Below are 23,161 nucleotides of genomic sequence, written 5' to 3'. Positions count from 1 at the left end.
AACCATTTATATTGGGAAAACCCCGCCTTACACCTGTGCGACGGATCGCGCGGCCCAAAGACCGCGATGCCAACGACACGGGAGAAAGCCATGAATCTCTATGCCAAGCTCAAGGCACGCGCCGCCGCCGGCAGGCCGGTCCGGGTCGGCGTCATCGGCGCCGGCAAGTTCGGCTCCATGTTCCTGTCCCAGGGGCCGCGCACCCCCGGCCTCCACATCGTGGGTATCGCCGATCTCGACGTGAACCGCGCCCGAGCCTCCTGCGCCCGCGTGGACTGGCCGGCGGAGCGCTACGCCGCGCGCTCGTTCGCGGAGGCCATGGCCAGCGGCAGCACCTTCATCACCGACGATGCCGAGGCGCTGATCGCCACCGGCGGCATGGATGTCATCGTCGAGGCCACCGGCAATCCGGGCGCCGGCATCCGCCACGCTTTGCTGTGCTGCAAGCATGGCCGCCACATCGTGATGGTGAACGTGGAGGCCGACGCCCTCGCCGGCCCGCTGCTGGCCCGGCATGCGGCGGCGGCCGGCATCGTCTATTCCTTCGCCTATGGCGACCAGCCCGCCCTCATCGCCGAGATCGTGGACTGGGCCCGCACCGCCGGCCTTGAGGTGATCTGCGCCGGCAAGGGTACGAAGTATTTGCCCGCCTACCACCAGTCGACGCCAGAGACGGTGTGGGGCCATTACGGCTTCAGCCCGGAAGAGGTGGCGGGGGGCGATTTCAACGCCCAGATGTTCAACTCCTTTCTGGACGGCACCAAATCGGCGCTGGAAATGGCAGCGGTGGCCAATGGCTGCGATCTGGAGCCGGCCGCTGACGGCCTCAGCTTCCCGCCCTGCGGCAAGGATGACCTGCCCACCATCCTGCGCCCGCGCGCCGATGGCGGCATCCTCACCCACAAGGGCACGGTGGAAGTGGTCTCCTCGCTGGAGCGCGACGGCCGCCCGGTGTTCCGGGATCTCAGGTGGGGCGTCTGCGCCACCTTCGAGGCGCCCTCGGACTATGTGAAGCAGTGCTTCGCCCAATATGGCCTGAAGACCGACTCCACCGGGCGCTACGCCACCATGTACAAGCCCTATCACCTGATCGGGCTTGAGCTGGGCATCTCCATCGCCTCCGCCGCGCTGCGGGGCGAGGCCACCGGCAGCACCCAGGGCTTCCGGGGCGATGTGGTCGCCACCGCCAAAAGGGACCTCAAGCCCGGCGAGAAGCTCGATGGCGAGGGCGGCTTCATGGTCTACGGCAAGCTCATGCCCGCCAGCCTCTCGCTGGCCCATGGCGGCCTGCCCATCGGCCTTGCCCACAATGTGGTGCTGAAGAACCCGGTCGCCGGCGGCCAGCCGGTGCGCTGGGCGGATGTCGCCTTCGACGAGACCCAGCAGACGGTGAAGGTGCGCCGCGAGATGGAAGACCTGTTCCGCGCCGCCGACGGTGCAAGCCAAAAGGCCCCCGCTGCCGCGTGAGGCTGCCGGCAGATCGCGGTGCGCTCTGCCAACGCCCCGTCATGCCTGGATATCAATAAGGGCGGCGCTCAGAGCCCGTTTGAAAGCTTGGCCAGTTGCGCGGCGCGAGCCCTCGAAGGCGCATTCTCAGCGTCATGCCCTTTTGAAGTTAGCTACAGGCGCTCACACCATGGAGAAGATCTTGGCGAAGTCGTAGTCATGCTGGGCGACGCCGCTGCTGGTCTCAGTCAGGTGGCCCACGTCATCGCCATGGTCGCGGCCCAGCGACCACATGGCGATATAGGCGATGTGGTCGTTGCCCTCGGCGTAATCCAGCAATTGGCGGGCATCGTCTAGGGTGAAGACCTCGCCGGGAACGTCGTTCTGGCCGATCATGGGGGTGATCGCGACCTTGGCGTCGAGCCCCAGCTGGTGCAGCTGCGCGATGGTGGCCTCGGCGGCGTCGATGGCATCCTTCCCCATGTCGCCGCTGTCGTAATAGGCGCCGTAATTCATCACCATGATGTTCACGGTGTCGATCTCGACCCCGTCCGCCTTGGCCTGGGCCAAAAGGTCCAGCCCGGCCTGGTTCAGCCCCGTGGGCAGCGCCGGCAGGGTGAAGGAGACGGTGAGGTCGGGGTTGGCCTGTTCCAGCGCCACCAGGGCCTCGTTGCGCAGGTGGCTTGCCGCCGTATTGGTCAGCGCGTCAGCCTCGATGTCGAAGTCGAGGGAGGTGACGTTGTACTTGTCCATCACCGACTGGTACGCGGCGGTCAGTTGCGCCGCATCGGTGAACGACAGCGCCGGCTCCTGGCCATAGCCACCGCCGAAGGAGATGGTGACCTCGACCCCGTTCTGCTGCAGCGCCGCCACCATGGAGGAGATGGTGGTGCCGTTGGCCAGGGTGTCGTTGTCGATGGAGCCGAGACCGCCCCAGCCGATCTGGTCCGGCCCCGTGCCCAGCACGAAGGCGAGGGTGACCGCAGTGAGCCCCACATCCTCCACCGTCTGGACCAGGTTCTGGCTGGAGGGCAGCCACATCTCGAAATAGGGCGAGAAATGCTGCTGGTCGGCAGCATCGGTGCCGGGGGCGTCGGTGGTCACCGTGATGGGGGTGGCGGCGGGCGATGTGCCGGCCTCGTCCACGGCCACCACGGAGAAATGATAGGTGGTGTCCGCCGCAAGGCCCGAGACCTTGAAGCTCAGGTCGGTGGTGGTGCCCACCAGCTCGCCGTCGCGATAGATGGCATAGCCTGTCACCGTGCCCACGCCCGACACCTCCGCCGCGTCCCAGGTGAGGGTCGCGGAGGTCTCGGTGGTGGTCAAACGGTGCAGGCCGTCCGGCGCGTCGGGGGCCACCGGCGTGAGATCGGCATAGCCGACGACGCTCCACACATGGCCCGTGCCCACGGCGCCGTGGTCGCTTGTGGGATCGGTGCCCAGCGTCCACCAATTGGCCTGGTAGACGAGGTGGCCGACGCTCACCAGATCGCCAGCCACATAGGCCTTGGCATCGATCCAGGCCGACGCCTCGATGACGGGAAGAGTGCTGCCCGACCCGCCGCCCGATCCGCCCCCCGATCCGCTCGCGCCGGACAGGAGCGTCGCCCATTCCTCAAGCACCACGGCGCTGCGCGCGGTGATGTTCGCCGCCGACAGCTCGGCGAGGGTCACGCCCTCCAGCGTATAGCTCTGCTGCGCGCCGGGCATCAGGATCACGACGGAGCCGTTCAGCTCGACGACGGAGAAGTCCTGCGGCGTCAGCCAGCCGAAATCGATCTTGTCCCGGGTGGGATCGAAGGCCAGCACGGTCTGCGTGTTCCAGTTCCAGCCGAGGGTCGTGGTGACGGCCTCACCGCCGCCGGACGTTGGCGCGGCACTGCTGCCCGCCGGGCTCGCCAGCGCCTGGCTCCATTCGGCGAGCACGGCGGCATCCTGGCTGGCGATGCTGGACAGGGAAAGCTGGGAGAGCGTCACACCATCGAGGATGTAGGTCTGGCGCTCGGCCGAAAGGTAGATCACCACCGAACCGTTGACCTCGGCGATGGAGAAATCGGACGCAGACAGGCCGCTGAAATCCAGCTTGTCCGCGGCGGGGTTGAAGCTCAGCACCGTGTCGGTGTCGCGCACGGCGGAGAGCGCGAAGAGGGTGCCGGCCACGGGCGTGGTGGCGCCGTCGGCCGCGATGGCGGCGCTCCATTGCGCGAACACCGAGGCATCGAACGCGCTGATGTTCGCCAGCGACAGGTCGGAGAGGCTGACCCCTTCGAGGGTGTAGCTGTGCGCATTGGCCGGCAGCGCGATGACCACCGAGCCGTTGACTTCGGTGATGGTGAAATCGCTGGCGTTCAGCCAGCCGAAATCAAGGACATCCGTGGCGGGGTCGAAGCTGACGACCTCCTGCGCGCCCCATGCCCATGTGATTGTTCGCGTTGCCATGTCGCCGTCCGCCCCGTCGGGAACACTGCCCGATAGGGTGCACATGGCGAACGCGACCGCAAGGGAAAGCTGTGCAGCTCATCTCCGCACGCCATAATAAGTCCTGTATTCGCAATTTGCGAAATAGTGTTTTCGGGCAACTCAGATCGCTGCGGCATCCCCGGTCGGCCCGGCGGGCGCGAAGACCAGTGCTTTGCTGGCCAATAGTCTGGATAAGGGCGGCCACGACCGTTCAGCGCACCGGCATGACGGTGGATCACGCCCCGCGTCCGCGGCAGAGCCTGATCTCGTCCGGAGCGGACCCGACAAGATCTTGAAACGCGCCGGTCCGGGAAGCCGGTTCAGCGGAGGGGCCCTTGAGAGGATCCGCCCTGCCCCGTCACCGCACCGCCGCGTCGAGGGCGAGGCGGGCGTCCAGCGCTTCGGCCGCTTCCTTGCGCTCGCTGTAGCGGTCGGTGAGATAGGGCGCCACGTCGCGGGTCAGCAGGGTGAACTTCACCAGCTCCTCCATCACGTCCACCACGCGGTCGTAGTAGGGGGAGGGGTTCATGCGGCCGGCGGCGTCGAACTCCGCGTAGGCTTTCGCCACCGAGGACTGGTTGGGGATGGTCAGCATGCGCATCCAGCGTCCCAGGATGCGCATCTGGTTGACGGCATTGAAGGACTGGGAGCCGCCGCACACCTGCATCAGCGCCAGGGTGCGGCCCTGGGTGGGCCGGATGGCGCCGATGGCAAGCGGGATCCAGTCGATCTGCGCCTTCATCACCGCGCTCATGGCGCCATGCCGCTCCGGGCTGCACCACACCTGTCCCTCGGACCACAGGGAAAGCTCGCGCAGTTCCTGCACCTTGGGATGCTCCACCGGCGCTCCGTCCGGCAGCGGCAGATCGTGGGGATCGAAGATGCGGGTCTCGGCGCCGAAATGCTGCAGCAGCCGCTCGGCCTCCAGCGTCAGCAGGCGGCTGTAGGAGCGCTCCCGCAGCGAGCCGTAGAGCAGCAGGATGCGCGGCGGATGCCGGGACGGCGCCGCCGGCAGCAGCGCATCCACGGACGGGAGGGGAAGGACGTGGGCGTCCACATTGGGCAGGGTATCGTCAGTCATGGGGTCTGGCGCGCCGGCTTGGCGGCCTGCCCGCCGCGCTCGTACCAGTCCTTGGAGCGGTTCACGATCCACACCACGGACAGCATCACCGGCACCTCGATGAGCACGCCCACCACGGTGGCGAGCGCCGCCCCCGACTGGAAGCCGAACAGCGAGATGGCCGCCGCCACCGCCAGCTCGAAGAAGTTGGACGCGCCGATGAGGGCGGACGGCCCCGCCACGCAATGCTCTTCGCCGGCGATGCGGTTGAGGATGTAGGCGAGGCCCGAGTTGAAATAGACCTGGATCAGGATCGGCACCGCCAGGAGCGCGATCACCAGCGGCTGGGCGATGATCTGTTCGCCCTGGAAGCCGAACAGCAGCACCAACGTGGCGAGCAGCGCCACCAGCGAGACCGGGCCGAGCTTAGCAAGCACGCCCTCGAGGGCCTGCGGCCCGCCCTGCGCCAGCAGCCGCCGGCGCACCAGCTGGGAGACGATCACCGGCACCACGATATAGAGCACCACGGAGAGCACCAGCGTGCCCCACGGCACGGTGATGGCCGAGAGCCCCAGCAGCAGCGCCACGATGGGGGCGAAGGCCACCACCATGATGGCATCGTTAAGCGCCACCTGTGACAGGGTGAAATGGGGCTCGCCGCGGGTCAGGTTCGACCACACGAACACCATGGCGGTACACGGCGCGGCGGCGAGGATGATGAGGCCGGCGATATAGCTGTCGATCTGGTCGGCGGGCAGCAGCGGGCGGAACAGCCAGCCGATGAACAACCAGCCCAAAAGCGCCATGGAGAATGGCTTCACCGCCCAGTTCACCAGCAGAGTCACGCCGATGCCGCGCCAGTGGCGCCCCACCTCGCCGAGGGCGGCAAAATCGATCTTCAGCAGCATGGGTACGATCATCAGCCAGATCAGCACCGCCACCGGGATGTTGACCTTGACCACCTCCACGGCGGCGATGGCCTGGAACGCGGCCGGCGCCAAATGGCCGAGCGCGATGCCCACGATGATGCACAGGCCGACCCAGACGGTGAGGAACCGTTCAAAAATAGACATGATTGAAATCTCTCTGCCGTGCGTCAGCCGGCGGCAACGGGCTGGCCGGCGGCGTCCACTACACGCTCGCCGTCTTCCTTGGTGAAGGCGCCCTTCTGGGGCGGCAACAGGTCCAGCACCAGCTCGGACGGCCGGCACAGGCGCACGCCCTTGGGCGACACCACCAGCGGCCGGTTGATTAGGATGGGATGGGCCATCATGGCATCGAGCAGGGCATCGTCGGAGAGCGCCTCATCGGCGAGGCCAAGCTCGGCATAGGGCGCGCCCTTCTCCCGCAGCGCGCCGCGCACCGTGAGGCCGGCGCGGGCGATCAGCTCGGCCAGCAGCGTGCGCGACGGCGGTGTCTTCAGGTATTCTATGACATGCGGCTCGATGCCCGCGTTGCGGATCATGGCCAGGGTGTTGCGCGAGGTGCCGCAGGCGGGGTTGTGGTAGATGATCACGTCCATGGCGGGCCTCACGCGACATCCGGGCGGGGGTGGGTGGAACCGTCGAGCCGGCCGATCTCCCGCAGCTGCGCGCCCAGAGCGAGCCGGTCGAGCTTGGCGATGGGCAGGGCCGTGAACACCGAGATGCGGTTCCTCAGATAGCGGAAGGCGGCGACGAAGGCGGCCTCCTTCTGGATGTCGGTGCCCTCCACCGCGGCGGGGTCCTCAATGCCCCAATGGGCGGTCATGGGCTGGCCGGGCCAGAGCGGGCAGGTCTCGCCGGCGGCGGCGTCGCAGACGGTGAAGACGAAATCCATCACCGGCGCGTCGGGGGCCGCGAACTCCGCCCAGTTCTTGGAGCGGAAGCCCTCGGCGGGATAGTCGAGGGCGCTGAGCACCTTCAGGGCATAGGGGTTCACCTCGCCCTTCGGCTGGCTGCCGGCCGAAAAGGCCCGGAAGCGGCCCGCGCCGTCCTTGTTCAGGATGCTCTCGGCGAGGATCGAGCGCGCGGAATTGCCGGTGCACAGGAACAGCACGTTGAAAACGTGCCCGGTGGCGGCGCCAGGCAGAGTTGCATCAGAGCATTTTGCATCAGGCATGGGTGTCCCCGGTGGGTTCGCAGGCGCAGGACAAGGCGGCGACGGCGGGGGCGCACACCTCGGGGTGGCCCTGGCAGCAGTCGCGCATGAGGAAGGCGATCAGCCCCGACAGGGTGGGATAGACCGCGCTGTAGAGGATGGAGCGCCCCTCGCGCCGCGACGCCACCAGCCCCGCCTGTTCCAGGTGGCTCAGGTGAAACGACATGCGCGAGGACGAGGCCCCATCCATCGCCGCGCCGATGGCGCCGGCGGCTAGGCCTTCCGGCCCGGCTTCCACCAGCAACCGCACGATGCGCAGCCGCGTCTCCTGGGACAGGGCGGCGAAGGCGGCCAGGGCGTGGGGTTCATCCATCTCAACACCTCAATACAGATTGAGATATTGATCAAAGTGGATGGCGTTGACAAGCCCCCCTGGTGGAAAAGCGTCGGCGAGGCGGGACGGAGCGACCGCCGCGTCCCGGGGGACGACGGCGAGCCTTAAGGCGAAGCGCTTCGGCGCCCTACACGCTGCGCAGGGCGCCGAAGCGCACCGTCGGCTCGGAGCGGATCAGGGCCTGGAAGGCATCGCGGAAACGGGCGAGGTGGGGCGTCTCCAGATGGGCGTCGAACGCCGCGCGGTCGTCGTAAACCTCAAAGAACACCACGGTGGACGACCCTTCCAGCACGGTCACCTCGAACTGCTGGCAGCCGGGCTCGTCGACCACCGAATGGGCGGCATCATCGCGCGCGACGGCGAGGAAATCGGCGAGGTGGGCGGGCTCCACATCGAACTCCGCGATCACCACGAAAGGCGCCTTGGTCGTGCTCAACTCGGTCGTGCTCATGTCGTCTCCCCATGTTGCTCCCGGTGTGGCCGGGGGTCTCTAATCGAACACCCGCGTCTCCTCCGCCGGGGCTGATCGGCGGGCGGGGCGGGCGGTGGCGCGGCGGAAGGCGGCGGGGGTCTCGCCGAAGCGGGCCTTGAACGCCCGGCCGAAATGGGAACCGTCGGCGAAGCCCAGGTCGGCGGCGATGCGCGCGGCGGAAAACGGGGTGTTGGCCAGCATCCAGCGGGCATGGCGCAGGCGCAGCGCCAGATAGCTCTCCTGCGGGCTTTCGCCCAGCCGCTCGGCGAACAGCCGCTCCAGCTGGCGCGGGCTCACCGCCAGCGCATCGGCCAGCGCGGCGATGGGCAGGGGCTCGGCAAGGTTCTGCTCCATCAGCAGCAGCGCGCGGGAGACGCGGGCATCCTCGATGCCGCCATCCCCAGGCCGCCCCTCGCCCGGACTGCCTTGCCCAAGGCCCGGCGCCGGCTGGGCGCTGTCGGCCGTGCGCGGGCGGTCGATGAGCAGGATGTTCAGCGCCTTCTGCGCCACCGCCGATCCCAGATGCTGGGTGACCAGTTGCGCCGCGAGGTCCGCCACCCCCGCCCCGCCGGAGCAGGTGATGCGGTCGCCGTCCACCACGAACAGCTGGTCGGCCACCGGCACGAGGGTGGGAAATTCCTCCAGGAAATCGCGGTAGTGGTACCAGCTGACGCAGCACTTGCGCTGCGCCATCAGCCCCAGCCGGCACAGCACGAACGAGCCGGTGCAGACCCCCACCAGCGGCACGTTTGCCTTGGCCGCGCGCTGGAGCCAGCTGGCCACCGCGGCCGGCAACGGCGGCATGCCGTGCAGCAGGCCGCCTACCACCACGATGTAGTCGAAATCGCCCGGATCACCGAGGTCGGCGGTGGGCTGGATGTCGATGCCGCAGGACGAGCGCGCTGGGCGCCGGCCGGGGCTCATCACCTGCCACGAACAGCCGATGGGGCGCGAGCGGTCGCCCTCGTCGGCGGCGAGGCGCAGCACATCCACGAAGCTCGAAAACGCGGTGAGGGTGAAATTGTGCATCAGCACGAAGCCCACCCGCAGCTTGGCGCTCGGGTGCCGGGCGCCCGGCGGCGTTCGGGAGGGCGGCGAATGTCGCATCTGTTCCAGACAGGGGTCGCACCACGCCGAGATCAAGGCGCTTGCGGCAGGCAGTATCACAGCATCGGCCCCGTCCGGGGGCAGGTCAAGACCGGGCGGGCGGGTGGGGAGTGGCCGGTCCGCGCCACCCACTCCGGCGCCGAGTGAAGAGCGCCGCTTCCTCCACCCGTCCTGTCCCGCGAGCGGGAGAGGGTTCCAGCGCGCCCCACCTTCAAACCAGAGGCAACGGATGATCAGCGTGTTCGACCTCTTCAAGATTGGCATCGGGCCGTCCTCGTCGCACACGGTGGGGCCCATGGTGGCGGCGCGGCGGTTTCGCGAGGGGCTGCCGCAGGGCACGCGGCGCGTCACGGCGGAGCTGTTCGGATCGCTGGCCTGGACCGGCAAGGGCCATGGCTCCGACACCGCCATCTGCCTCGGCCTCATGGGCGCCGCGCCGGATACGCTGGACCCGGACGAGGTGCCGGTGCTCTCCGCGCGCCTCGCCATCCAGAAATTCATCGAGGCCGGCGGCGCGCGCATCGCCTTCGATACCGAGCGCGACCTGATCTTCGACTTCGCCACCCTGCTGCCGCTCCACTCCAACGGCATGCGCTTCCGCGCATTTGGAGAAGACGGCGCGACCCTCGAAGAACGTGTGTTCTATTCCATCGGCGGTGGCTTCGTGGTGGAGGAGGGTGAGACCCGCGAGGCGCCGGCGCAGGACGTACCCCACCCCTTCGCCACGGCGGCGGAGCTGCTCTCCGCCTGCGCCCGCGCGCAACTCTCCATCGCCGATCTGCAGATGGCCAACGAATGCGCCCTGCGCCCGCGCGAAGACGTGGAGCGGGGGCTGGATGCCATTCTGGACGCCATGTTCGCCTCCATCGACCGGGGCCTCGCCCGCGACGGCGCCCTGCCCGGCCGGCTGCGGGTGAAGCGGCGCGCCAAGGCCATCCACGAACAGCTTCAGGCCGATCGGCTCGCCAACCAGCGCCCGCCCCATGAGATCATGGACTGGGTCTCGGTGTTCGCCATGGCGGTGAACGAGGAGAATGCCGCCGGCGGGCGCATCGTCACCGCCCCCACCAACGGGGCGGCGGGCATCGTGCCGGCGGTGCTGCGCTATGTGCGCGACATCTGCCCCGACACCAGCCACGCCCAGTTGCGGGACTTCCTTTTGACCGCAGCGGCGGTGGGCGCGCTCATCAAGCGCAACGCCTCCATTTCCGGCGCCGAGGTGGGCTGCCAGGGCGAGGTGGGCTCGGCCGCCTCCATGGCGGCGGCGGGACTCGCGGCAGTGCTGGGGGCAAGCCCGGCGCAGATCGAGAACGCCGCCGAGATCGCCATGGAACATCACCTCGGCATGACCTGCGACCCCATCGGCGGGCTGGTGCAGATCCCGTGCATCGAGCGCAACGCCTTCGGCGCCAACAAGGCCATCGCGGCGGCCTCGCTGGCCCTGCGCGGCGACGGCATCCACCACGTCTCCCTGGACCAGGTGATCGAGACCATGCGCCAGACCGGCGCCGACATGCAGTCCAAATACAAGGAAACCTCGCAGGGCGGCCTCGCGGTCAACGTGCCGGAATGCTGAGCCGCCCCGCCCATCCCCACCCCTTCCAGAAGGACCAACGCCCATGACCCTTCACGTTGCCCCCACCCACGCCGCCGACCCCGCCGTGTTCGACGCCATCCGCGCCGAGCTGAAGCGCCAGCAGGACCAGATCGAGCTGATCGCCTCGGAGAACATCGTGTCCGAGGCGGTGCTGGCGGCGCAGGGCTCGGTGCTCACCAACAAGTATGCCGAGGGCCTGCCGGGCAAGCGCTACTACGGCGGCTGCGAGCATGTGGACGTGGTGGAGGAGATCGCCATCGCCCGCGCCAAGGCGCTGTTCGGCGCCGGCTTCGCCAATGTGCAGCCCCACTCGGGCGCGCAGGCCAATGCCGCGGTGCTGATGGCCCTGCTCCAGCCCGGCGACACCCTGCTCGGCATGTCGCTGGCGGCGGGCGGGCACCTGACCCACGGCGCGCCGCCCACGCTCTCCGGCAAGTGGTTCAAGGCCATCGGCTATGGCGTCACCCGCGACACCGCCCTCATCGACTATGACGAGGTGGAGCGCCTGGCGCAGGAGCACAGGCCCAAGCTCATCATCGCCGGCGGCTCGTCCTATCCGCGCATCATCGATTTCGCCCGCTTCCGCGCGATCGCCGATGCGGTGGGCGCGCACCTGATGGTGGATGCGGCCCACTATGCCGGGCTCATCGTGGCGGGGGCCTATCCTTCCCCCTTCCCCCATGCCCACGTGGTGACGACCACCACCCACAAGACCCTGCGCGGCCCGCGCGGCGGCCTCATCCTCACCAATGACGAGGCGCTGGCGAAGAAGCTGAATTCAGCGGTCTTCCCCGGCCTCCAGGGCGGCCCGCTGATGCATGTGATCGCGGCCAAGGCGGTGGCCTTCGGCGAGGCGCTCACCGACGATTTCCGCACCTATGCGCTCAAGGTGGTCTCCAACGCGCGGGCGCTGGCCGGCCGGCTGTCCGAGCGCGGGGCGGCCATCGTCTCGGGAGGCACCGACAGCCACATGGTGCTGGTGGACCTGCGGCCCTTCGGCGTCACCGGCAAGGCGGCGGAAGCCGGTCTCGAGCGAGCCGGCCTCACCTGCAACAAGAACGGCATCCCGTTCGATCCGGAAAAGCCGTTCGTGACCTCGGGCATCCGCCTCGGCACCCCGGCCGGCACCACGCGCGGCTTCGGCATCGCCGAGTTCGAAGAGGTGGGCGACCTCATCGCCGACGTGCTCACCGGCCTTGCGGCCAATGGCGCCGAGGCCAACGGCAAGGCGGAGGTGGCGACCCGCGCCAGGGTGGCCGAGCTGTGCGCCCGCTTCCCGCTCTATGCGGGGATGTGAGGGGGCCCGTGTCCCTGCCGACTAAAGCGTGAGCGGAGGGAGGACAGGAGCGCCGCTACCCCCTTGAACCGCCGTCATGCCCGGCCCTGTGCCGGGCATCCACGCGGCACGGCAGGGCGCAAAATGTCGAACGGCGCGCAGGCGGAACGGCGTGGATGGCCGGGACGAGCCCGACCATGACGGGTGGTTGAGGTGTTCGCCGTGTGCCTCGGCCCCAGCCGCCTCCCCACCCCCGTCGCATCCATTCCAGAATCCGGTCGCATTTGAACGAGAACGCCGCCCCGGCCGGGCGCATCCTGGCTCAAGAACAAGGACGTGAGGCCCATGCGCCGCTTTTCCATTTCCTCGCTGCTTACCGAAGCCCTCAACGGCCACCAGGGCTGGGAGCGCCAGTGGCGCAACCCTACGCCGAAGGCCGCCTATGATGCCATCATCATCGGCGGTGGCGGCCATGGGCTGGGCGCCGCCTATTATCTCGCCAAGGAACACGGCCTCACCAACATCGCGGTGCTTGAAAAGGGCTGGATCGGCGGCGGCAATGCCGGACGCAACACCACCATCATCCGCTCCAATTACCTGTATGACGAAAGCGCAGCACTGTTCGAGCACGCGGTGAAGCTGTGGGAAGGACTGTCCCAGGAGCTGAACTACAACGTCATGTTCTCCCAGCGCGGCGTGCTGATGCTGGCGCACAACGTGCACGACGTGCAGAGCTTCAAACGCCACGTCTATTCCAACCGGCTCAACGGCATCGACAACGAGTGGATGACGCCGGAACAGGCCAAGGAGTTCTGCCCGCCGCTGAACATCTCCCCGGACATCCGCTATCCGGTGATGGGCGCGGCGCTGCAGCGGCGCGGCGGCACGGCGCGGCATGATGCGGTGGTGTGGGGCTATGCCCGCGGCGCCGATGCGCTGGGCGTGGACATCATCCAGAATTGCGAGGTCACCGCGATCACCCGCGGCCCGGATGGCGCGGTGACGGGGGTGGAAACCTCCCGCGGCGCCATCAAGACAAAGAAGATCGGCGTCTCGGTGGCCGGCCACACCTCCATGGTGATGGGCATGGCCGGGGTGCGCATGCCGCTGGAAAGCTTCCCGCTGCAGGCGCTGGTGTCCGAGCCGGTTAAGCCGTGCTTTCCCTGCGTGCTCATGTCCAACGCGGTGCACGCCTACATCTCCCAGTCCGACAAGGGCGAACTCGTGATCGGCGCGGGCACCGACCAGTATGTGTCGTACAGCCAGCAGGGCGGCCTGCACATCACCACCCACACGCTGGACGCCATCTGCGAGCTGTTCCCGCAATTCACCCGCATGAAGATGCTGCGCTCGTGGGGCGGCATCGTGGATGTGACGCCGGATCGCTCGCCCATCGTCGGCAAGACGCCGGTGAAGGGGCTCTATGTGAATTGCGGCTGGGGCACCGGCGGCTTCAAGGCGACGCCGGGCTCGGCCCATGTGTTCGCCCACACCATCGCCCGCGACGAGCCCCACCCCATCAACGCCCCCTTCACCCTCGACCGCTTCCGCACCGGCCGCCTCATCGACGAGGCAGCGGCGGCGGCCGTTGCCCATTGAGGATTCGCACCATGCTCCTCGTTCCCTGCCCCTATTGCGGACCGCGCCCCGAGGTGGAATTCCACTGCGGCGGCGAGGCCCATATCGCCCGCCCGGCCGACCCCAATGCCCTCGATGACGCCCAGTGGGCCGAGTATCTCTTCGTGCGCACCAGCAACAAGGGCGTGCATGCGGAACGCTGGCTGCATTCCCACGGTTGCGGCCGCTGGTTCAACGCCCTGCGCAACACCGTGAGCGACAGCTTCCTCGCCAGCTACGAGATGGGCCAGCCGCGCCCTGCGCTCCCAACTGAAGGAGGCAAGTGAGATGGCCCAATCCAATCGCCTCCCCACCGGCGGCCGCATCGACCGCGCTCGGCCGCTGGCCTTCACCTTCAACGGCAAGACCGTTGAGGGCTTTGCCGGCGACACGGTGGCCTCCGCCCTGCTCGCCAACGGCATCCGCCTGGTGGGCCGCTCGTTCAAGTATCACCGCCCGCGCGGCATCCTCACCCACGGCTCCGACGAGCCCAACGCGCTGCTGAAGGTGGATCGCGGCCCCGGCCGTGCCGACCCCAACAACCGCGCGACGGTGATCGAGGCCGTCGCCGGCCTGAAGCTCTCCTCGCAGAACCACTGGCCTTCGCTGGAGCACGACATCGGCGCAGTCAACGACCGCCTGTCGCCAGTATTGGTGGCGGGCTTCTACTACAAGACCTTCATGTGGCCGCGTTCATTCTGGGACAAGCTCTACGAGCCCAAGATCCGCGCCGCCGCCGGCCTCGGCGTGGCGCCGGACGTTCCGGACGCCGACCGCTACGTGCACCGGAATGCCCATTGCGACGTGCTGGTGGTGGGCGCGGGGCCGGCCGGCCTCGCCGCGGCGCTGGCCGCCTCCGAGACCGGCAAGCGCGTGATCCTGGCCGACGAGCAGGCGGAGATGGGCGGCAGCCTCCTGGCGGAACGCACCGCCACCATCGACGGCGTCTCCGCCGCGCAATGGGTGGCGCAGGCGCTTTCGACGCTGGCTGGGCGCACCAACGTCACCCTTCTGCCGCGCACTACCGCCTTCGGCTATTACAACCACAACCACGTGGTGCTGACCGAGCGCATCACCGACCATCTGGAAAAGCCCGATCCCAAGCTGCCGCGCGAGCGGCTGTGGCAGGTGCGCCCGCAGGAAGTGGTGATCGCCACCGGCGCCCACGAGCGCCCGCTCTCCTTCGCCGACAATGACCGCCCCGGCATCATGCTGGCGGAAAGCGTGCGCACCTACATCAACCGCTACGCCGTGGCGCCGGGCCGGCGCATCGTGTTCGCCACCAACGGCGCTTCCGCCTATGAAGCAGCGGCGGACGCCAAGGCTGCTGGGCTCCATGTCACCATCGTGGACACCCGGCCCCTGAGCGCCATCGGCCCGGAGAAGGAGCGGGTCTCGGGCATCGAGATCCTCGCCGGCCACACGGTGGTGGGCTCCACCGGCGGCAAGGGGCTCACCGGCCTCATCGTCGCGCCCTTTACCGCCGGCAAGGGCGTCGGCGCGCGGCGCACCCTGCCGTGCGACTGCGCCGGCGTCTCGGGGGGCTGGACGCCGTCCGTGCACCTGTACTCCCAATCGCGCGGCAAGCTTGCCTTCCGCGCGGAGATCGACGCCTTCGTGCCCGGCATCTCGGTGCAGAAGGAACGTTCCGCCGGTGCCTGCAAGGGCACCTACGACCTCGGCTCAATCCTCGCCGAAGGCTGGGCGGCGGGCAGCGGTGCGGCGGGCGCGGGCGGTTCCCGCCTGTTCGCCGCCGCTCCGGCGACCCCCACGGGCTTTGCCCCGGCACGGGTGCTGCCCACCGACGACGACCCGAAGAAAGTGCGCGCCTTCCTCGACTTCCAGAACGACGTGACGGCCAAGGACATCCGCCTTGCCGTGCGCGAGGGCTTCGAGAGCGTGGAGCATGTGAAGCGCTACACCACCAACGGCATGGCCAGCGACCAGGGCAAGACCTCCAACATGGCAGCGCTGGGCCTGCTGTCGGAGATCCTGGAAAAGCCCATCCCGCAGGTGGGCACCACCACCTTCCGCCCGCCCTATACGCCGGTGACCTTCGGCGCCATCATCGGCTCGGCGCGCGGGGCCTTGTTCGACCCCATCCGCACCGCCCCGCTGCATGAGTGGGCGGTGGAGCATGGCGCCAAGTTCGAGAACGTCTCTCTGTGGCGCCGTGCCTGGTATTTCCCCAAGGCGGGGGAAGACATGCACGCGGCGGTCAAGCGCGAATGCAAGGCGGTGCGCGAAAGCGTCGGCATCTTCGATGCCTCGACGCTCGGCAAGATCGAGGTGAAGGGACCGGATGCGGCGGAATTCCTCAACCGCATCTATCCCAATGCCTGGCTGAAGCTGGAACCGGGCAAGTGCCGCTACGGTCTGATGCTGAAGGAAGACGGCTTCATCTTCGACGATGGCGTGGTCGCGCGCCTTGCCCCCGACCTGTTCCATGTGACCACCACCACCGGCGGCGCGCCGCGGGTGCTCGCCCACATGGAGGATTATCTCCAGACCGAGTGGCCGGACCTCAACGTCTTCGCCACCTCCACCACCGAGGAATGGGCGGTGATCGCCCTCCAGGGCCCGCGCGCCCGCGACGTGCTGGCGCCCTTCGTCACCGGCATCGACCTTGCGGCCAACGCCTTCCCGCACATGGCGGTGCGCGTCGGCGAGATCTGCGGCGTGCCGACCCGGCTCATGCGCGTCTCCTTCACCGGCGAGCTGGGCTTTGAGATCAACGTGCCGGCGGACCACGCCCGCGCGGTATGGGAGGCGCTCTACGATTACGGCCAGCGCTTCGGCATCACCCCCTACGGCACCGAGGCCATGCACGTTCTGCGCGCGGAACGCGGCTTCATCATCGTCGGGCAGGAGACCGACGGCACGGTGACGCCGGAGGATCTTGGCCTCGGCGGCATGGTCTCCAAGCTGAAGCGCGACTTCGTCGGCAAGCGCTCGCTGGCGCGCCCGGACATGGCGCTGACCGACCGCAAGCAGCTGGTCGGCCTTGCCTCACTCGACGGCCGCACGGTGCTGGACGAGGGGGCGCAGATCGTCGCCGATCCGGCCCAAAAGGTGCCCATGGCCATGCTGGGGCACGTCACCTCGTCCTATCTCAGCCCGAGCCTCGACCAGCCCATCGCGCTGGCGCTGGTGGCCGGCGGGCGGGCGCGCATGGGGCAGACCCTGCACGTCACCACCCCCACCGGCTTCACCGCCGTGACCGTGACCGCGCCGGTGTTCGTTGATCCCGAAGGCAAGCGCGTGAATGGCGTCCAGACGGAAGGAGCGCTCCATGCTTGATACCCCGACCATCGCCCGCCGCACCCCCGCCCTGCCCGCAGGCACCGGCGGCATCGTCTCCCCCCTGCCCCCGGCCGACCGCTTCGTGCTGCGGCTGAGAGGCTTTTCGGGCACTGCTGGCGGCTTCGACCTGTCGGGCGCCCTCAACACCGCCCACGGCACGCCGGAGCGCTTCGCCGCCCGGCTCGGCCCCGACGAATGGCTGCTGGTGCTGCCCGAAGGCGAAGGCGCTGCCGCCCAGGCGGCGCTGGAGGCCGAGCTTGCCGGCCGCTTCTTCTCGCTGGTGGCCGTGGGTCACCGCAACGTGGGCATCGCCGTCACCGGCCCCAACGCGGCGGACGTGCTGAACGCCGGCATCGCGCTGGACCTGTCCGACGCCGCCTTCCCCAAAGGCTCAGCCACCCGCACCCTGCTGGGCAAGGCCGACGTGGTGGTGGTGCGGCTGGGAACCGGCTTCCGGGTGGAATGCTGGCGCTCGTTCGCGCCCTATGTGTCCGGCTTCCTCACTGAGGTGGCGCAGGAGTTCGCCTGATCGCGGGGATCGGGTGAAAAGAAAAGCGCGGGACGGAGGCCATCCGTCCCGCGCTTTTTGTTTGGGCTTGCACCGCCGTCATGCCCGGCCTCGTCCCGGGCATCCACGCCGTGCCGTTGGTGCTGGCTTCCGAAAGGGGTTCCCGGCCGAACCGCGTGGATGCCCGGCACAAGGCCGGGCATGACGGTGGTGGAGCCCGCCGTCCTGTCCCCCTCACGCCACCTGCGCCGTGCCCGCCATGGAGCCGCGCAGGATGAGCAGGCCGCACAGGGCCGCCGTCACCACAAGCGTCAGGCCCGAAACCGCCGCGATGGACGGTTCCAGCTGATAGGACAGGCTGGAGAAGATCTGGATGGGCGCGGTGGTCTGCCGGCTCGCCAGGAAGTAGGTGACGATGAATTCGTCGAACGAGGTGATGAAGGCGAACACCGCCCCCGCGATCACCCCCGGCCGAACCAGCGGCAGCACCACCCGCCACAAGGCCACTGGAAGCGAGGCGCCGAGGCTCATGGCGGCCTGTTCCAGCGAGCGGTCCATGGCCTGGAGGCTCGCCCCCACCGTGACGATCACATAGGGCACGCACAAGACCAGATGCGCCACCAGGAAACCCGCGAGCGTGTCGTCGAAGCGCAGCGGCAGGAACACCCGGTAGATGGCCATGCCCAGCACCACGTGGGGCAGCACCATGGGCGACACCAAAGCAGTGCGCATGGCCTTGCGCAGGCGCATGGGACCCCGGTCGAGCCCGATGGCCGCCGCGGTGCCGAGGATGACGGCGAGCGGCGTCACCAGCACGGCGATGAGGAGGCTGGTGAACAGCGCCCGCTGCCAGGTCTCATCGCCGAAGATGAAGGCGTACCAGCGCAGCCCGAAATGCTTCGGCGGGAAGGACAGATAATCCTCCGCCGTGAACGACTGCACCAGCAGGATGAGCTGGGGCAGGATGAGGAACACCATCACCGTCACGGCGATGGTACCCACGAGGAGGCCGATCCGGTTCTCGCTCATCACGACAGCTCCCCGCGCATGCGCTCGATGCGCCGCTCGGCGCGGCTGGACGCCACCATCACCACGGCGATGAAGGCCAGGAGCACGATGGCGAAGGCCGCCGCGCGGCTCCAGTCGAACTGGGTGCGTACCAGGTCCGTCATCACCATGGGCAGCGTGGTGACGAAGCTGCCGCCCATGATGACCGGCGTGAGATACACCCCCATGGTGAGCACGAACACGAGGGTGGACCCCGCGATCACCCCCGGCAAAGAGAGCGGCACCGTCACCTTGCGAAACACGGTGAAGCGCGAGGCGCCAAGGCTCGACGCCGCCTGTTCCACCGAGGGATCGATGGCGAGCAGCGAGGAGAACACCGGCAGCACCAGGAAGGCGAGATAGACGTGGGTGACGCCCACCACCACGCCGAAGGTGTTGTAGAGCAGTGGCAGCGGCGCATCGATGAGGCCGGCCTGCCGCAGCAGGGTGTTCACCATGCCCTCGCGCCCCAGCACCAGCAGCCAGGCCACATTGCGCACGATGACCGAGGTGAGCAGCGGCGACACCACGATGGTGAGCGCCACCAGCCGCAGCACCGGCCCCGCCCGCCGCATGAACAGGGCCAGCGGATAGCCGAACACGAGGCAGGTGAGGGTGACGAAGAAGGCAAGCCGCACCGTGCGCGCGAAGATGGAGAAGGTGACGCCATCGGTGAAGAAGGCGGCATAATTGGCAAGCGACAGCTGCGGCGCGCCGGAGGGGTGCACGCTCTCGCCCACCAGTACGCCCAGCGGCATGAAGAAGACGAGGGCGTACAACGCCATGGCGGGGGCCAGAAGCCCCCACCATCCGAGCCGGCAGAAACCCTGGCGACCGAGATTTTTCAATGACATCCACTTGCCCCGTGGGTCCGCGAGGGAGGATGGGAGAGAGGCATCGCTCGCCATGACGAGGGCTCCGCGACCGGCTTTCGCTCAGCTCTGCTTCCAGGCATCCCAGCGCCGGCGCCAATCGGGCAGATTGTCCACGATCACCTCGAAATCCTCCGGCACGGCGCGCGCCAGTTCCTCGCGGGTGGAGACCACCACGCGCTTGGCGATTTCCGGCGGGTAGACCACCTTCTGGTTGGGCGAGGCATAGAACAGCCCCTTGGCCAGCGCCTGCTGCGGGGCGACCGTGCAGGAGAAGTTGATGAAGGCCTTGGCAAGCTCCGGGTTCTTCGCGCCGCGCGGAATGCAGAACGGGTCGGCCCGGGTGAAGAAGCCTTCCTTCGGCGAGACGAAATCAATCGGCACGCCCTGGTCCTTCAGCGGATACACGCGGCCGTTCCACACCGGCATGATCCACACCTCGCCGGTGCGCAGCAATTGCTCGGCCTGGGCGCCGGTGGTCCAGAGCGTTGCAAGATTCGGGCGCAGCCTGGTGAGGGCGGCGAAGGTGGCGTCGTCCACCGGCAAAGGCTTGCCCTTGGCGACGAGGTTGACCATCTGCAGCGCCTGGTCGAACAGCGCCTCGTTCAGCGCCGCCTTGCCCTTGTACTGGGGGTCCCACAGGTCGGCCCAGGCGGTGGGCGCGGTCTTGATCTTGTCGGTGTTGTAGGCGAGGCCGTAGCTCCACAGCACCAGTTTCGGCCCATGGGGCGTGATGTAATCGGGATAGAGGTTGGCGTATTCGGGCATGTCCTTGGCGTCGATGGTCTGGAACAGGTTGTTCCGCACGCCGAAGACATAATCGGGCATCTGCATGGGGATGACATCCGCATCGGGGCGGCCGGCATCCACCTGGGCCTTGATCTTGGCCATGGGAGGGGAGGAGCCCTGCATGGTCAGCACTTCGACCTTCACCCCGGTGGACTGGCTGAAGGGATCGATCCAGTGATCCTTGATGACCTTGCCGAGCAGACCATCGAAATTATAGACCACCAGCGTCTCGCTGGCGGCCAGCGACCGGGTGATGACGGCGGGCGCCGCCAGCGCCCCGGCGGCTGCCACGCCAAACGTCTTCAGCGCGGTGCGGCGAGACATGTTCATCTTGTCGCTCATGTTCCTCAAGTCCTCTGGTCGGATGGAATGTGCGCCCATATTTGGGTCGCTAATTCAGGTCTTATTGAAGAAGACGCCCGCCTCAGACGGCGGGCTTGACTTCGTAGAGGCAGTAGTCGTGGCCCTCGGCGGCGCACTGCACCTCGCGGGCCTCGAGCTTTTGCGGCGCGCCGGCCTGCTCGCAGACGAATTCCAGCGCCCCGGCCAGCCACGGCGCGAACATGTAGCAGAGCTTACGACCCGCCGAGCGCGTCTCCTCCGTCACGAAGGAGGAGTTGTCGAGGCGGATGGTGGCGGTGCCGGCGGCCGGATCGATGGCGAGGATGGAGAACAGGCCCCAGCCGCGCTGCGACAGCCGCTTCATGTAGTGGGCGAACACATCGACGCCTTCGAGCCCGTAGACCTCCGCCTGCTTCCTGCACCACACATAGGCGGAGAGGTGCCCCGCCGGGGCCAGCGCCGCGTCGAAGGCTTCGGCCCCCAGCGCACCCTCGATGGCGAAGTGGTTGTTGTTGTAGAAATGCTGGGGCACCAGGATCATGGGCATCTTGTCCACGAACCAGCGTCCCGTCGCCGGGTCCACGTCGATCTCGATCTCGGGCTTGGCCATCTTGAAAGTATTCCCGCGTTGGAGGAAAGACGAAATGGGGCTCAAGCGCCCCACACGTCCTTGAGCAGCTGGAGCCAGTTCTGCCCCATCACTCTCTCGATGCGGGCGGTGGACCAGCCGCGCTGTTCCATGGCGGCGGTGAGGTTCGGGAAGTCGCCGATCTCGCGGAAGCCTTCCGGATTGATGACGGCACCGAAATCCGTGAGCTTGCGGCCGAAGCCCTTGTCGTGGGTGATCCAGTCGAAGAAGGGCTGGCCGTAGCCTTGGGTGAAGTCGGTGCCCACGCCCACCACGTCCTCGCCGGCGATGTTGATGATGTATTCCATCGCCTCCACGTAATCGGCGACGGTCGCTTCCGGACCCTTCGCCAGGAAGGGCGGGAACATGGTGACGCCGATGAAGCCGCCCTTGTCGGCGATGAAGCGCAGCTGCGCGTCGCTCTTGTTGCGCGGATGGGCCTTCAGCCCCGCCGGCAGGCAGTGGGAATAGGCCACGCGCTGCTTCGACGCCTTGATGGTGTCTTCCGAAGTCTTCGGCCCCACGTGCGAAAGGTCGCACAGGATGCCGAGGCGGTTCATCTCCGCCACCACGTCATGGCCGAAGTCGGAAAGGCCGCTGTCGGTGCCCTCGTAGCAGCCGGAGCCCACATAATTCTGGGTGTTGTACGTCATCTGGATGATGCGCACGCCCAGCTCATGGAAAAGCTGGAGATATTCGATGTGGTCTTCGATGCCGGAGGTGTTCTGCCAGCCGAGGATGATGCCGGTCTTGCCCTCGGCCTTGGCCTTCAGGATGTCCTGCGTGGTGTAGACCTGGGAGATGATGTCCGCGTTGGCCGCGAAATCCTTCTTCCACTTGGCGATATTGCGCATGGTCTCGGTGAAGTTGTCCCACACGCAGCAGGTGCAGTTGGCGGCGGTGAGGCCGCCCTTGCGCATGTCCTCGAACACCGCACGGCTGAAATCGGAGATGATGAGGCCGTCGATGACGACAAGCTGTTCGTGCAGGCTGGACACGGCTTGATCTTCCTTCGTGGGCGAAACGTGCAGATTCACGGCGAAATGCCTTCTGAGGTGCCAGACTTACGTCGGCGGATACTGGAAAAGGAGCGGGCGCCAGGTCACATGGGCACGAGGGTTCCGGCCTCGGGCGGCCAGGAGACGCGCACGGCGCGGCCGGGGCTGAGCGGGGCGGGGCCGCCCACCGCCGGCGAGGGTCGGCGGGCGATCAGCGTCACGCCCGAAGGCAGGCGCACCCGGTAATCGATGACGAGGCCGCGATAGGTGGCGAACTCCACCTCGGCCGACAGCGTGTTGGCGAGCAGCGCCTCATCGGTGCCGTCGAGGATTACCCGCTCTGGACGCAGCGCCAGCGCGAGGTCGCCGGACAGCCCGGCCACCGGCACCGCCACCACCTCGCCGCTGATGAGACGGAAGCGGCCGACGCCTTCGAGCGTGCCGGCCAACAGGTTGGTGACGCCCATGAATTCGGCCACGAAGTGCGAAGCCGGCCGCTCGAACAAATCGTCCGGCGCGCCCATCTGCTCGATGCGCCCGGCGCGCATCAGCACCACCCGGTCGGCCACCGAGAGCGCCTCGTCCTGGTCGTGGGTGACGAAGATGGTGGTGATGCCGAGCTGCTGCTGGATGTTGCGGATCTCCAGCTTCATCTCGTTGCGCAATTGCGCGTCGAGGTTGGAGAGTGGCTCGTCGAGGAGCAGCACGTCCGGCTCGATCACCAGAGCGCGGGCGAGCGCCACCCGCTGCTGCTGGCCGCCGGAGAGCTGCTTGGGCAGGCGGTCGGCGAGATGGGAAAGCTTTACCCGGTCCAGCGCGGTCTTCACCTTGGCTGCGATGTCGGCCTTGGGCAGCTTGCGCATCTGCAGGCCGAAGGCCACGTTCTCGCCCACGCTCATGTGCGGGAACAGCGCGTAATTCTGGAAGCCGAAGCCCATGTTGCGCTTGTTGGGCGGCAGCGAGGTGAGATCGCGCCCACCCACCAGGATGCGCCCCTCGGTGACGGGGATGAAGCCGCCCACCATGCGCAGGGTCGTGGTCTTGCCGCAGCCGGAGGGGCCGAGCAGCGCCACCAGCTCGCCCTGGCGGATGTTGAGCGAGACATTGTCCACGGCGGTGGTGGCGTCATAGCGCTTGACGATGGACTGGAGGACGACATCGGACAT

Annotated in this window: 21 protein-coding genes; 7 read left to right on the top strand and 14 right to left on the bottom strand. The window is 68.0% G+C overall.

The features are described from left to right. Positions 1 to 90 precede the first annotated feature (90 nt). Positions 91 to 1,467: an NAD(P)H-dependent oxidoreductase gene (locus tag V5F66_RS19835; RefSeq protein WP_394094564.1), complete on the top strand. Its 1,377-nt coding sequence runs from the start codon at positions 91 to 93 to the stop codon at positions 1,465 to 1,467. A 162-nt stretch (positions 1,468 to 1,629) separates the two neighbouring features. Here V5F66_RS19835 and V5F66_RS19830 read toward each other — a convergent pair whose 3' ends face one another. The 8 genes from V5F66_RS19830 to V5F66_RS19795 all read right to left on the bottom strand — a co-directional run bounded on the left by V5F66_RS19830 (position 1,630) and on the right by V5F66_RS19795 (position 9,018). After that, positions 1,630 to 3,885: a fibronectin type III domain-containing protein gene (locus tag V5F66_RS19830; RefSeq protein WP_394094563.1), complete on the bottom strand. Its 2,256-nt coding sequence runs from the start codon at positions 3,883 to 3,885 to the stop codon at positions 1,630 to 1,632. A 379-nt stretch (positions 3,886 to 4,264) separates the two neighbouring features. After that, on the bottom strand, positions 4,265 to 4,987 hold the full coding sequence (gene arsH, locus V5F66_RS19825) for an arsenical resistance protein ArsH (protein WP_394094562.1): 723 nt from the start codon (positions 4,985 to 4,987) through the stop codon (positions 4,265 to 4,267). Beyond that, a complete protein-coding gene (arsB, locus tag V5F66_RS19820) occupies positions 4,984 to 6,039 on the bottom strand; it encodes an ACR3 family arsenite efflux transporter (RefSeq protein WP_394094561.1) in 1,056 nt (351 codons plus the stop codon). Before arsB ends, arsH begins: the two co-directional genes overlap by 4 nt. Positions 6,040 to 6,062: 23 nt before the next feature. Continuing rightward, positions 6,063 to 6,488 carry an arsenate reductase (glutaredoxin) gene (gene arsC, locus V5F66_RS19815; protein ID WP_394094560.1) on the bottom strand — a complete coding sequence of 142 codons (426 nt, stop codon included), beginning with the start codon at positions 6,486 to 6,488 and terminating at the stop codon, positions 6,063 to 6,065. 8 nt (positions 6,489 to 6,496) lie between these two features. Beyond that, complete coding sequence (locus V5F66_RS19810; protein ID WP_394094559.1) at positions 6,497 to 7,066, bottom strand: arsenate reductase ArsC; 570 nt, start codon at positions 7,064 to 7,066, stop codon at positions 6,497 to 6,499. Beyond that, positions 7,059 to 7,418 carry an ArsR/SmtB family transcription factor gene (locus V5F66_RS19805; protein WP_012112893.1) on the bottom strand — a complete coding sequence of 120 codons (360 nt, stop codon included), beginning with the start codon at positions 7,416 to 7,418 and terminating at the stop codon, positions 7,059 to 7,061. The genes V5F66_RS19810 and V5F66_RS19805 overlap by 8 nt, the downstream gene beginning before the upstream one ends. A 148-nt stretch (positions 7,419 to 7,566) precedes the next feature. Further along, positions 7,567 to 7,890, bottom strand: coding sequence for a putative quinol monooxygenase (locus V5F66_RS19800; protein WP_012112892.1), 324 nt, complete (start codon positions 7,888 to 7,890; stop codon positions 7,567 to 7,569). A 39-nt stretch (positions 7,891 to 7,929) separates the two neighbouring features. Continuing rightward, on the bottom strand, positions 7,930 to 9,018 hold the full coding sequence (locus tag V5F66_RS19795; protein WP_394001922.1) for a GlxA family transcriptional regulator: 1,089 nt from the start codon (positions 9,016 to 9,018) through the stop codon (positions 7,930 to 7,932). 229 nt (positions 9,019 to 9,247) lie between these two features. On the opposite strand from V5F66_RS19795, the gene V5F66_RS19790 reads away from it, so the two are divergent. The 6 genes from V5F66_RS19790 (at position 9,248) to V5F66_RS19765 (ending at position 17,340) form a co-directional block, all read left to right on the top strand. Further along, on the top strand, positions 9,248 to 10,594 hold the full coding sequence (locus V5F66_RS19790) for an L-serine ammonia-lyase (RefSeq protein WP_394094558.1): 1,347 nt from the start codon (positions 9,248 to 9,250) through the stop codon (positions 10,592 to 10,594). Between the two features lie 43 nt (positions 10,595 to 10,637). After that, positions 10,638 to 11,912 (top strand): serine hydroxymethyltransferase, encoded by a 1,275-nt coding sequence (glyA, locus tag V5F66_RS19785; protein WP_394094557.1) that lies wholly within the window; start codon positions 10,638 to 10,640, stop codon positions 11,910 to 11,912. A 324-nt stretch (positions 11,913 to 12,236) separates the two neighbouring features. Continuing rightward, positions 12,237 to 13,490 (top strand): sarcosine oxidase subunit beta family protein, encoded by a 1,254-nt coding sequence (locus V5F66_RS19780; RefSeq protein WP_394094556.1) that lies wholly within the window; start codon positions 12,237 to 12,239, stop codon positions 13,488 to 13,490. Between the two features lie 11 nt (positions 13,491 to 13,501). Beyond that, complete coding sequence (locus V5F66_RS19775) at positions 13,502 to 13,795, top strand: sarcosine oxidase subunit delta (protein ID WP_138401611.1); 294 nt, start codon at positions 13,502 to 13,504, stop codon at positions 13,793 to 13,795. A 1-nt stretch (position 13,796) separates the two neighbouring features. After that, positions 13,797 to 16,808, top strand: a complete 3,012-nt coding sequence (locus V5F66_RS19770; RefSeq protein ID WP_394094555.1) for a sarcosine oxidase subunit alpha family protein — start codon at positions 13,797 to 13,799, stop codon at positions 16,806 to 16,808. Further along, a complete protein-coding gene (locus V5F66_RS19765; RefSeq protein WP_394094554.1) occupies positions 16,801 to 17,340 on the top strand; it encodes a sarcosine oxidase subunit gamma in 540 nt (179 codons plus the stop codon). The genes V5F66_RS19770 and V5F66_RS19765 overlap by 8 nt, the downstream gene beginning before the upstream one ends. A gap of 213 nt (positions 17,341 to 17,553) precedes the next feature. Here the strand turns inward: V5F66_RS19765 and V5F66_RS19760 are convergent, their stop codons facing one another. The 6 genes from V5F66_RS19760 to V5F66_RS19735 all read right to left on the bottom strand — a co-directional run bounded on the left by V5F66_RS19760 (position 17,554) and on the right by V5F66_RS19735 (position 23,161). After that, the gene (locus V5F66_RS19760; protein WP_012112884.1) at positions 17,554 to 18,348 is read right to left on the bottom strand and encodes an ABC transporter permease; all 795 of its coding nucleotides are present in this window, start codon (positions 18,346 to 18,348) and stop codon (positions 17,554 to 17,556) included. Then, a complete protein-coding gene (locus V5F66_RS19755; protein WP_049775857.1) occupies positions 18,348 to 19,151 on the bottom strand; it encodes an ABC transporter permease in 804 nt (267 codons plus the stop codon). Before V5F66_RS19755 ends, V5F66_RS19760 begins: the two co-directional genes overlap by 1 nt. A 150-nt stretch (positions 19,152 to 19,301) precedes the next feature. Continuing rightward, positions 19,302 to 20,369 (bottom strand): ABC transporter substrate-binding protein, encoded by a 1,068-nt coding sequence (locus V5F66_RS19750; RefSeq protein ID WP_012112882.1) that lies wholly within the window; start codon positions 20,367 to 20,369, stop codon positions 19,302 to 19,304. Between the two features lie 82 nt (positions 20,370 to 20,451). Further along, on the bottom strand, positions 20,452 to 20,979 hold the full coding sequence (locus V5F66_RS19745; protein ID WP_394094553.1) for a DUF5943 domain-containing protein: 528 nt from the start codon (positions 20,977 to 20,979) through the stop codon (positions 20,452 to 20,454). A 41-nt stretch (positions 20,980 to 21,020) separates the two neighbouring features. Further along, entirely contained in the window at positions 21,021 to 21,995 is a 975-nt protein-coding gene (locus tag V5F66_RS19740) for a dipeptidase (RefSeq protein WP_394094552.1), read from the bottom strand. 104 nt (positions 21,996 to 22,099) lie between these two features. Next, the gene (locus tag V5F66_RS19735) at positions 22,100 to 23,161 is read right to left on the bottom strand and encodes an ABC transporter ATP-binding protein (RefSeq protein WP_394001941.1); all 1,062 of its coding nucleotides are present in this window, start codon (positions 23,159 to 23,161) and stop codon (positions 22,100 to 22,102) included.

Source organism: Xanthobacter versatilis, from assembly GCF_043193975.1.
GTDB classification, from domain to species: domain Bacteria; phylum Pseudomonadota; class Alphaproteobacteria; order Rhizobiales; family Xanthobacteraceae; genus Xanthobacter; species Xanthobacter autotrophicus_E.
Note: the sequence above shows the minus strand (reverse complement) of the source record. Positions and strands in the feature narration are given on the sequence as shown.

What these genes read in the sequence shown, in the direction of transcription:
- V5F66_RS19835 (WP_394094564.1), top strand. Translation starts at nt 91, where the DNA reads ATGAATCTCTATGCCAAGCTCAAGGCACGCGCCGCCGCCGGCAGGCCG.
- V5F66_RS19830 (WP_394094563.1), bottom strand. Translation starts at nt 3,885, where the DNA reads ATGGCAACGCGAACAATCACATGGGCATGGGGCGCGCAGGAGGTCGTC.
- arsH (WP_394094562.1), bottom strand. Translation starts at nt 4,987, where the DNA reads ATGACTGACGATACCCTGCCCAATGTGGACGCCCACGTCCTTCCCCTC.
- arsB (WP_394094561.1), bottom strand. Translation starts at nt 6,039, where the DNA reads ATGTCTATTTTTGAACGGTTCCTCACCGTCTGGGTCGGCCTGTGCATC.
- arsC (WP_394094560.1), bottom strand. Translation starts at nt 6,488, where the DNA reads ATGGACGTGATCATCTACCACAACCCCGCCTGCGGCACCTCGCGCAAC.
- V5F66_RS19810 (WP_394094559.1), bottom strand. Translation starts at nt 7,066, where the DNA reads ATGCCTGATGCAAAATGCTCTGATGCAACTCTGCCTGGCGCCGCCACC.
- V5F66_RS19805 (WP_012112893.1), bottom strand. Translation starts at nt 7,418, where the DNA reads ATGGATGAACCCCACGCCCTGGCCGCCTTCGCCGCCCTGTCCCAGGAG.
- V5F66_RS19800 (WP_012112892.1), bottom strand. Translation starts at nt 7,890, where the DNA reads ATGAGCACGACCGAGTTGAGCACGACCAAGGCGCCTTTCGTGGTGATC.
- V5F66_RS19795 (WP_394001922.1), bottom strand. Translation starts at nt 9,018, where the DNA reads ATGCGACATTCGCCGCCCTCCCGAACGCCGCCGGGCGCCCGGCACCCG.
- V5F66_RS19790 (WP_394094558.1), top strand. Translation starts at nt 9,248, where the DNA reads ATGATCAGCGTGTTCGACCTCTTCAAGATTGGCATCGGGCCGTCCTCG.
- glyA (WP_394094557.1), top strand. Translation starts at nt 10,638, where the DNA reads ATGACCCTTCACGTTGCCCCCACCCACGCCGCCGACCCCGCCGTGTTC.
- V5F66_RS19780 (WP_394094556.1), top strand. Translation starts at nt 12,237, where the DNA reads ATGCGCCGCTTTTCCATTTCCTCGCTGCTTACCGAAGCCCTCAACGGC.
- V5F66_RS19775 (WP_138401611.1), top strand. Translation starts at nt 13,502, where the DNA reads ATGCTCCTCGTTCCCTGCCCCTATTGCGGACCGCGCCCCGAGGTGGAA.
- V5F66_RS19770 (WP_394094555.1), top strand. Translation starts at nt 13,797, where the DNA reads ATGGCCCAATCCAATCGCCTCCCCACCGGCGGCCGCATCGACCGCGCT.
- V5F66_RS19765 (WP_394094554.1), top strand. Translation starts at nt 16,801, where the DNA reads ATGCTTGATACCCCGACCATCGCCCGCCGCACCCCCGCCCTGCCCGCA.
- V5F66_RS19760 (WP_012112884.1), bottom strand. Translation starts at nt 18,348, where the DNA reads ATGAGCGAGAACCGGATCGGCCTCCTCGTGGGTACCATCGCCGTGACG.
- V5F66_RS19755 (WP_049775857.1), bottom strand. Translation starts at nt 19,151, where the DNA reads ATGGCGTTGTACGCCCTCGTCTTCTTCATGCCGCTGGGCGTACTGGTG.
- V5F66_RS19750 (WP_012112882.1), bottom strand. Translation starts at nt 20,369, where the DNA reads ATGAGCGACAAGATGAACATGTCTCGCCGCACCGCGCTGAAGACGTTT.
- V5F66_RS19745 (WP_394094553.1), bottom strand. Translation starts at nt 20,979, where the DNA reads ATGGCCAAGCCCGAGATCGAGATCGACGTGGACCCGGCGACGGGACGC.
- V5F66_RS19735 (WP_394001941.1), bottom strand. Translation starts at nt 23,161, where the DNA reads ATGTCCGATGTCGTCCTCCAGTCCATCGTCAAGCGCTATGACGCCACC.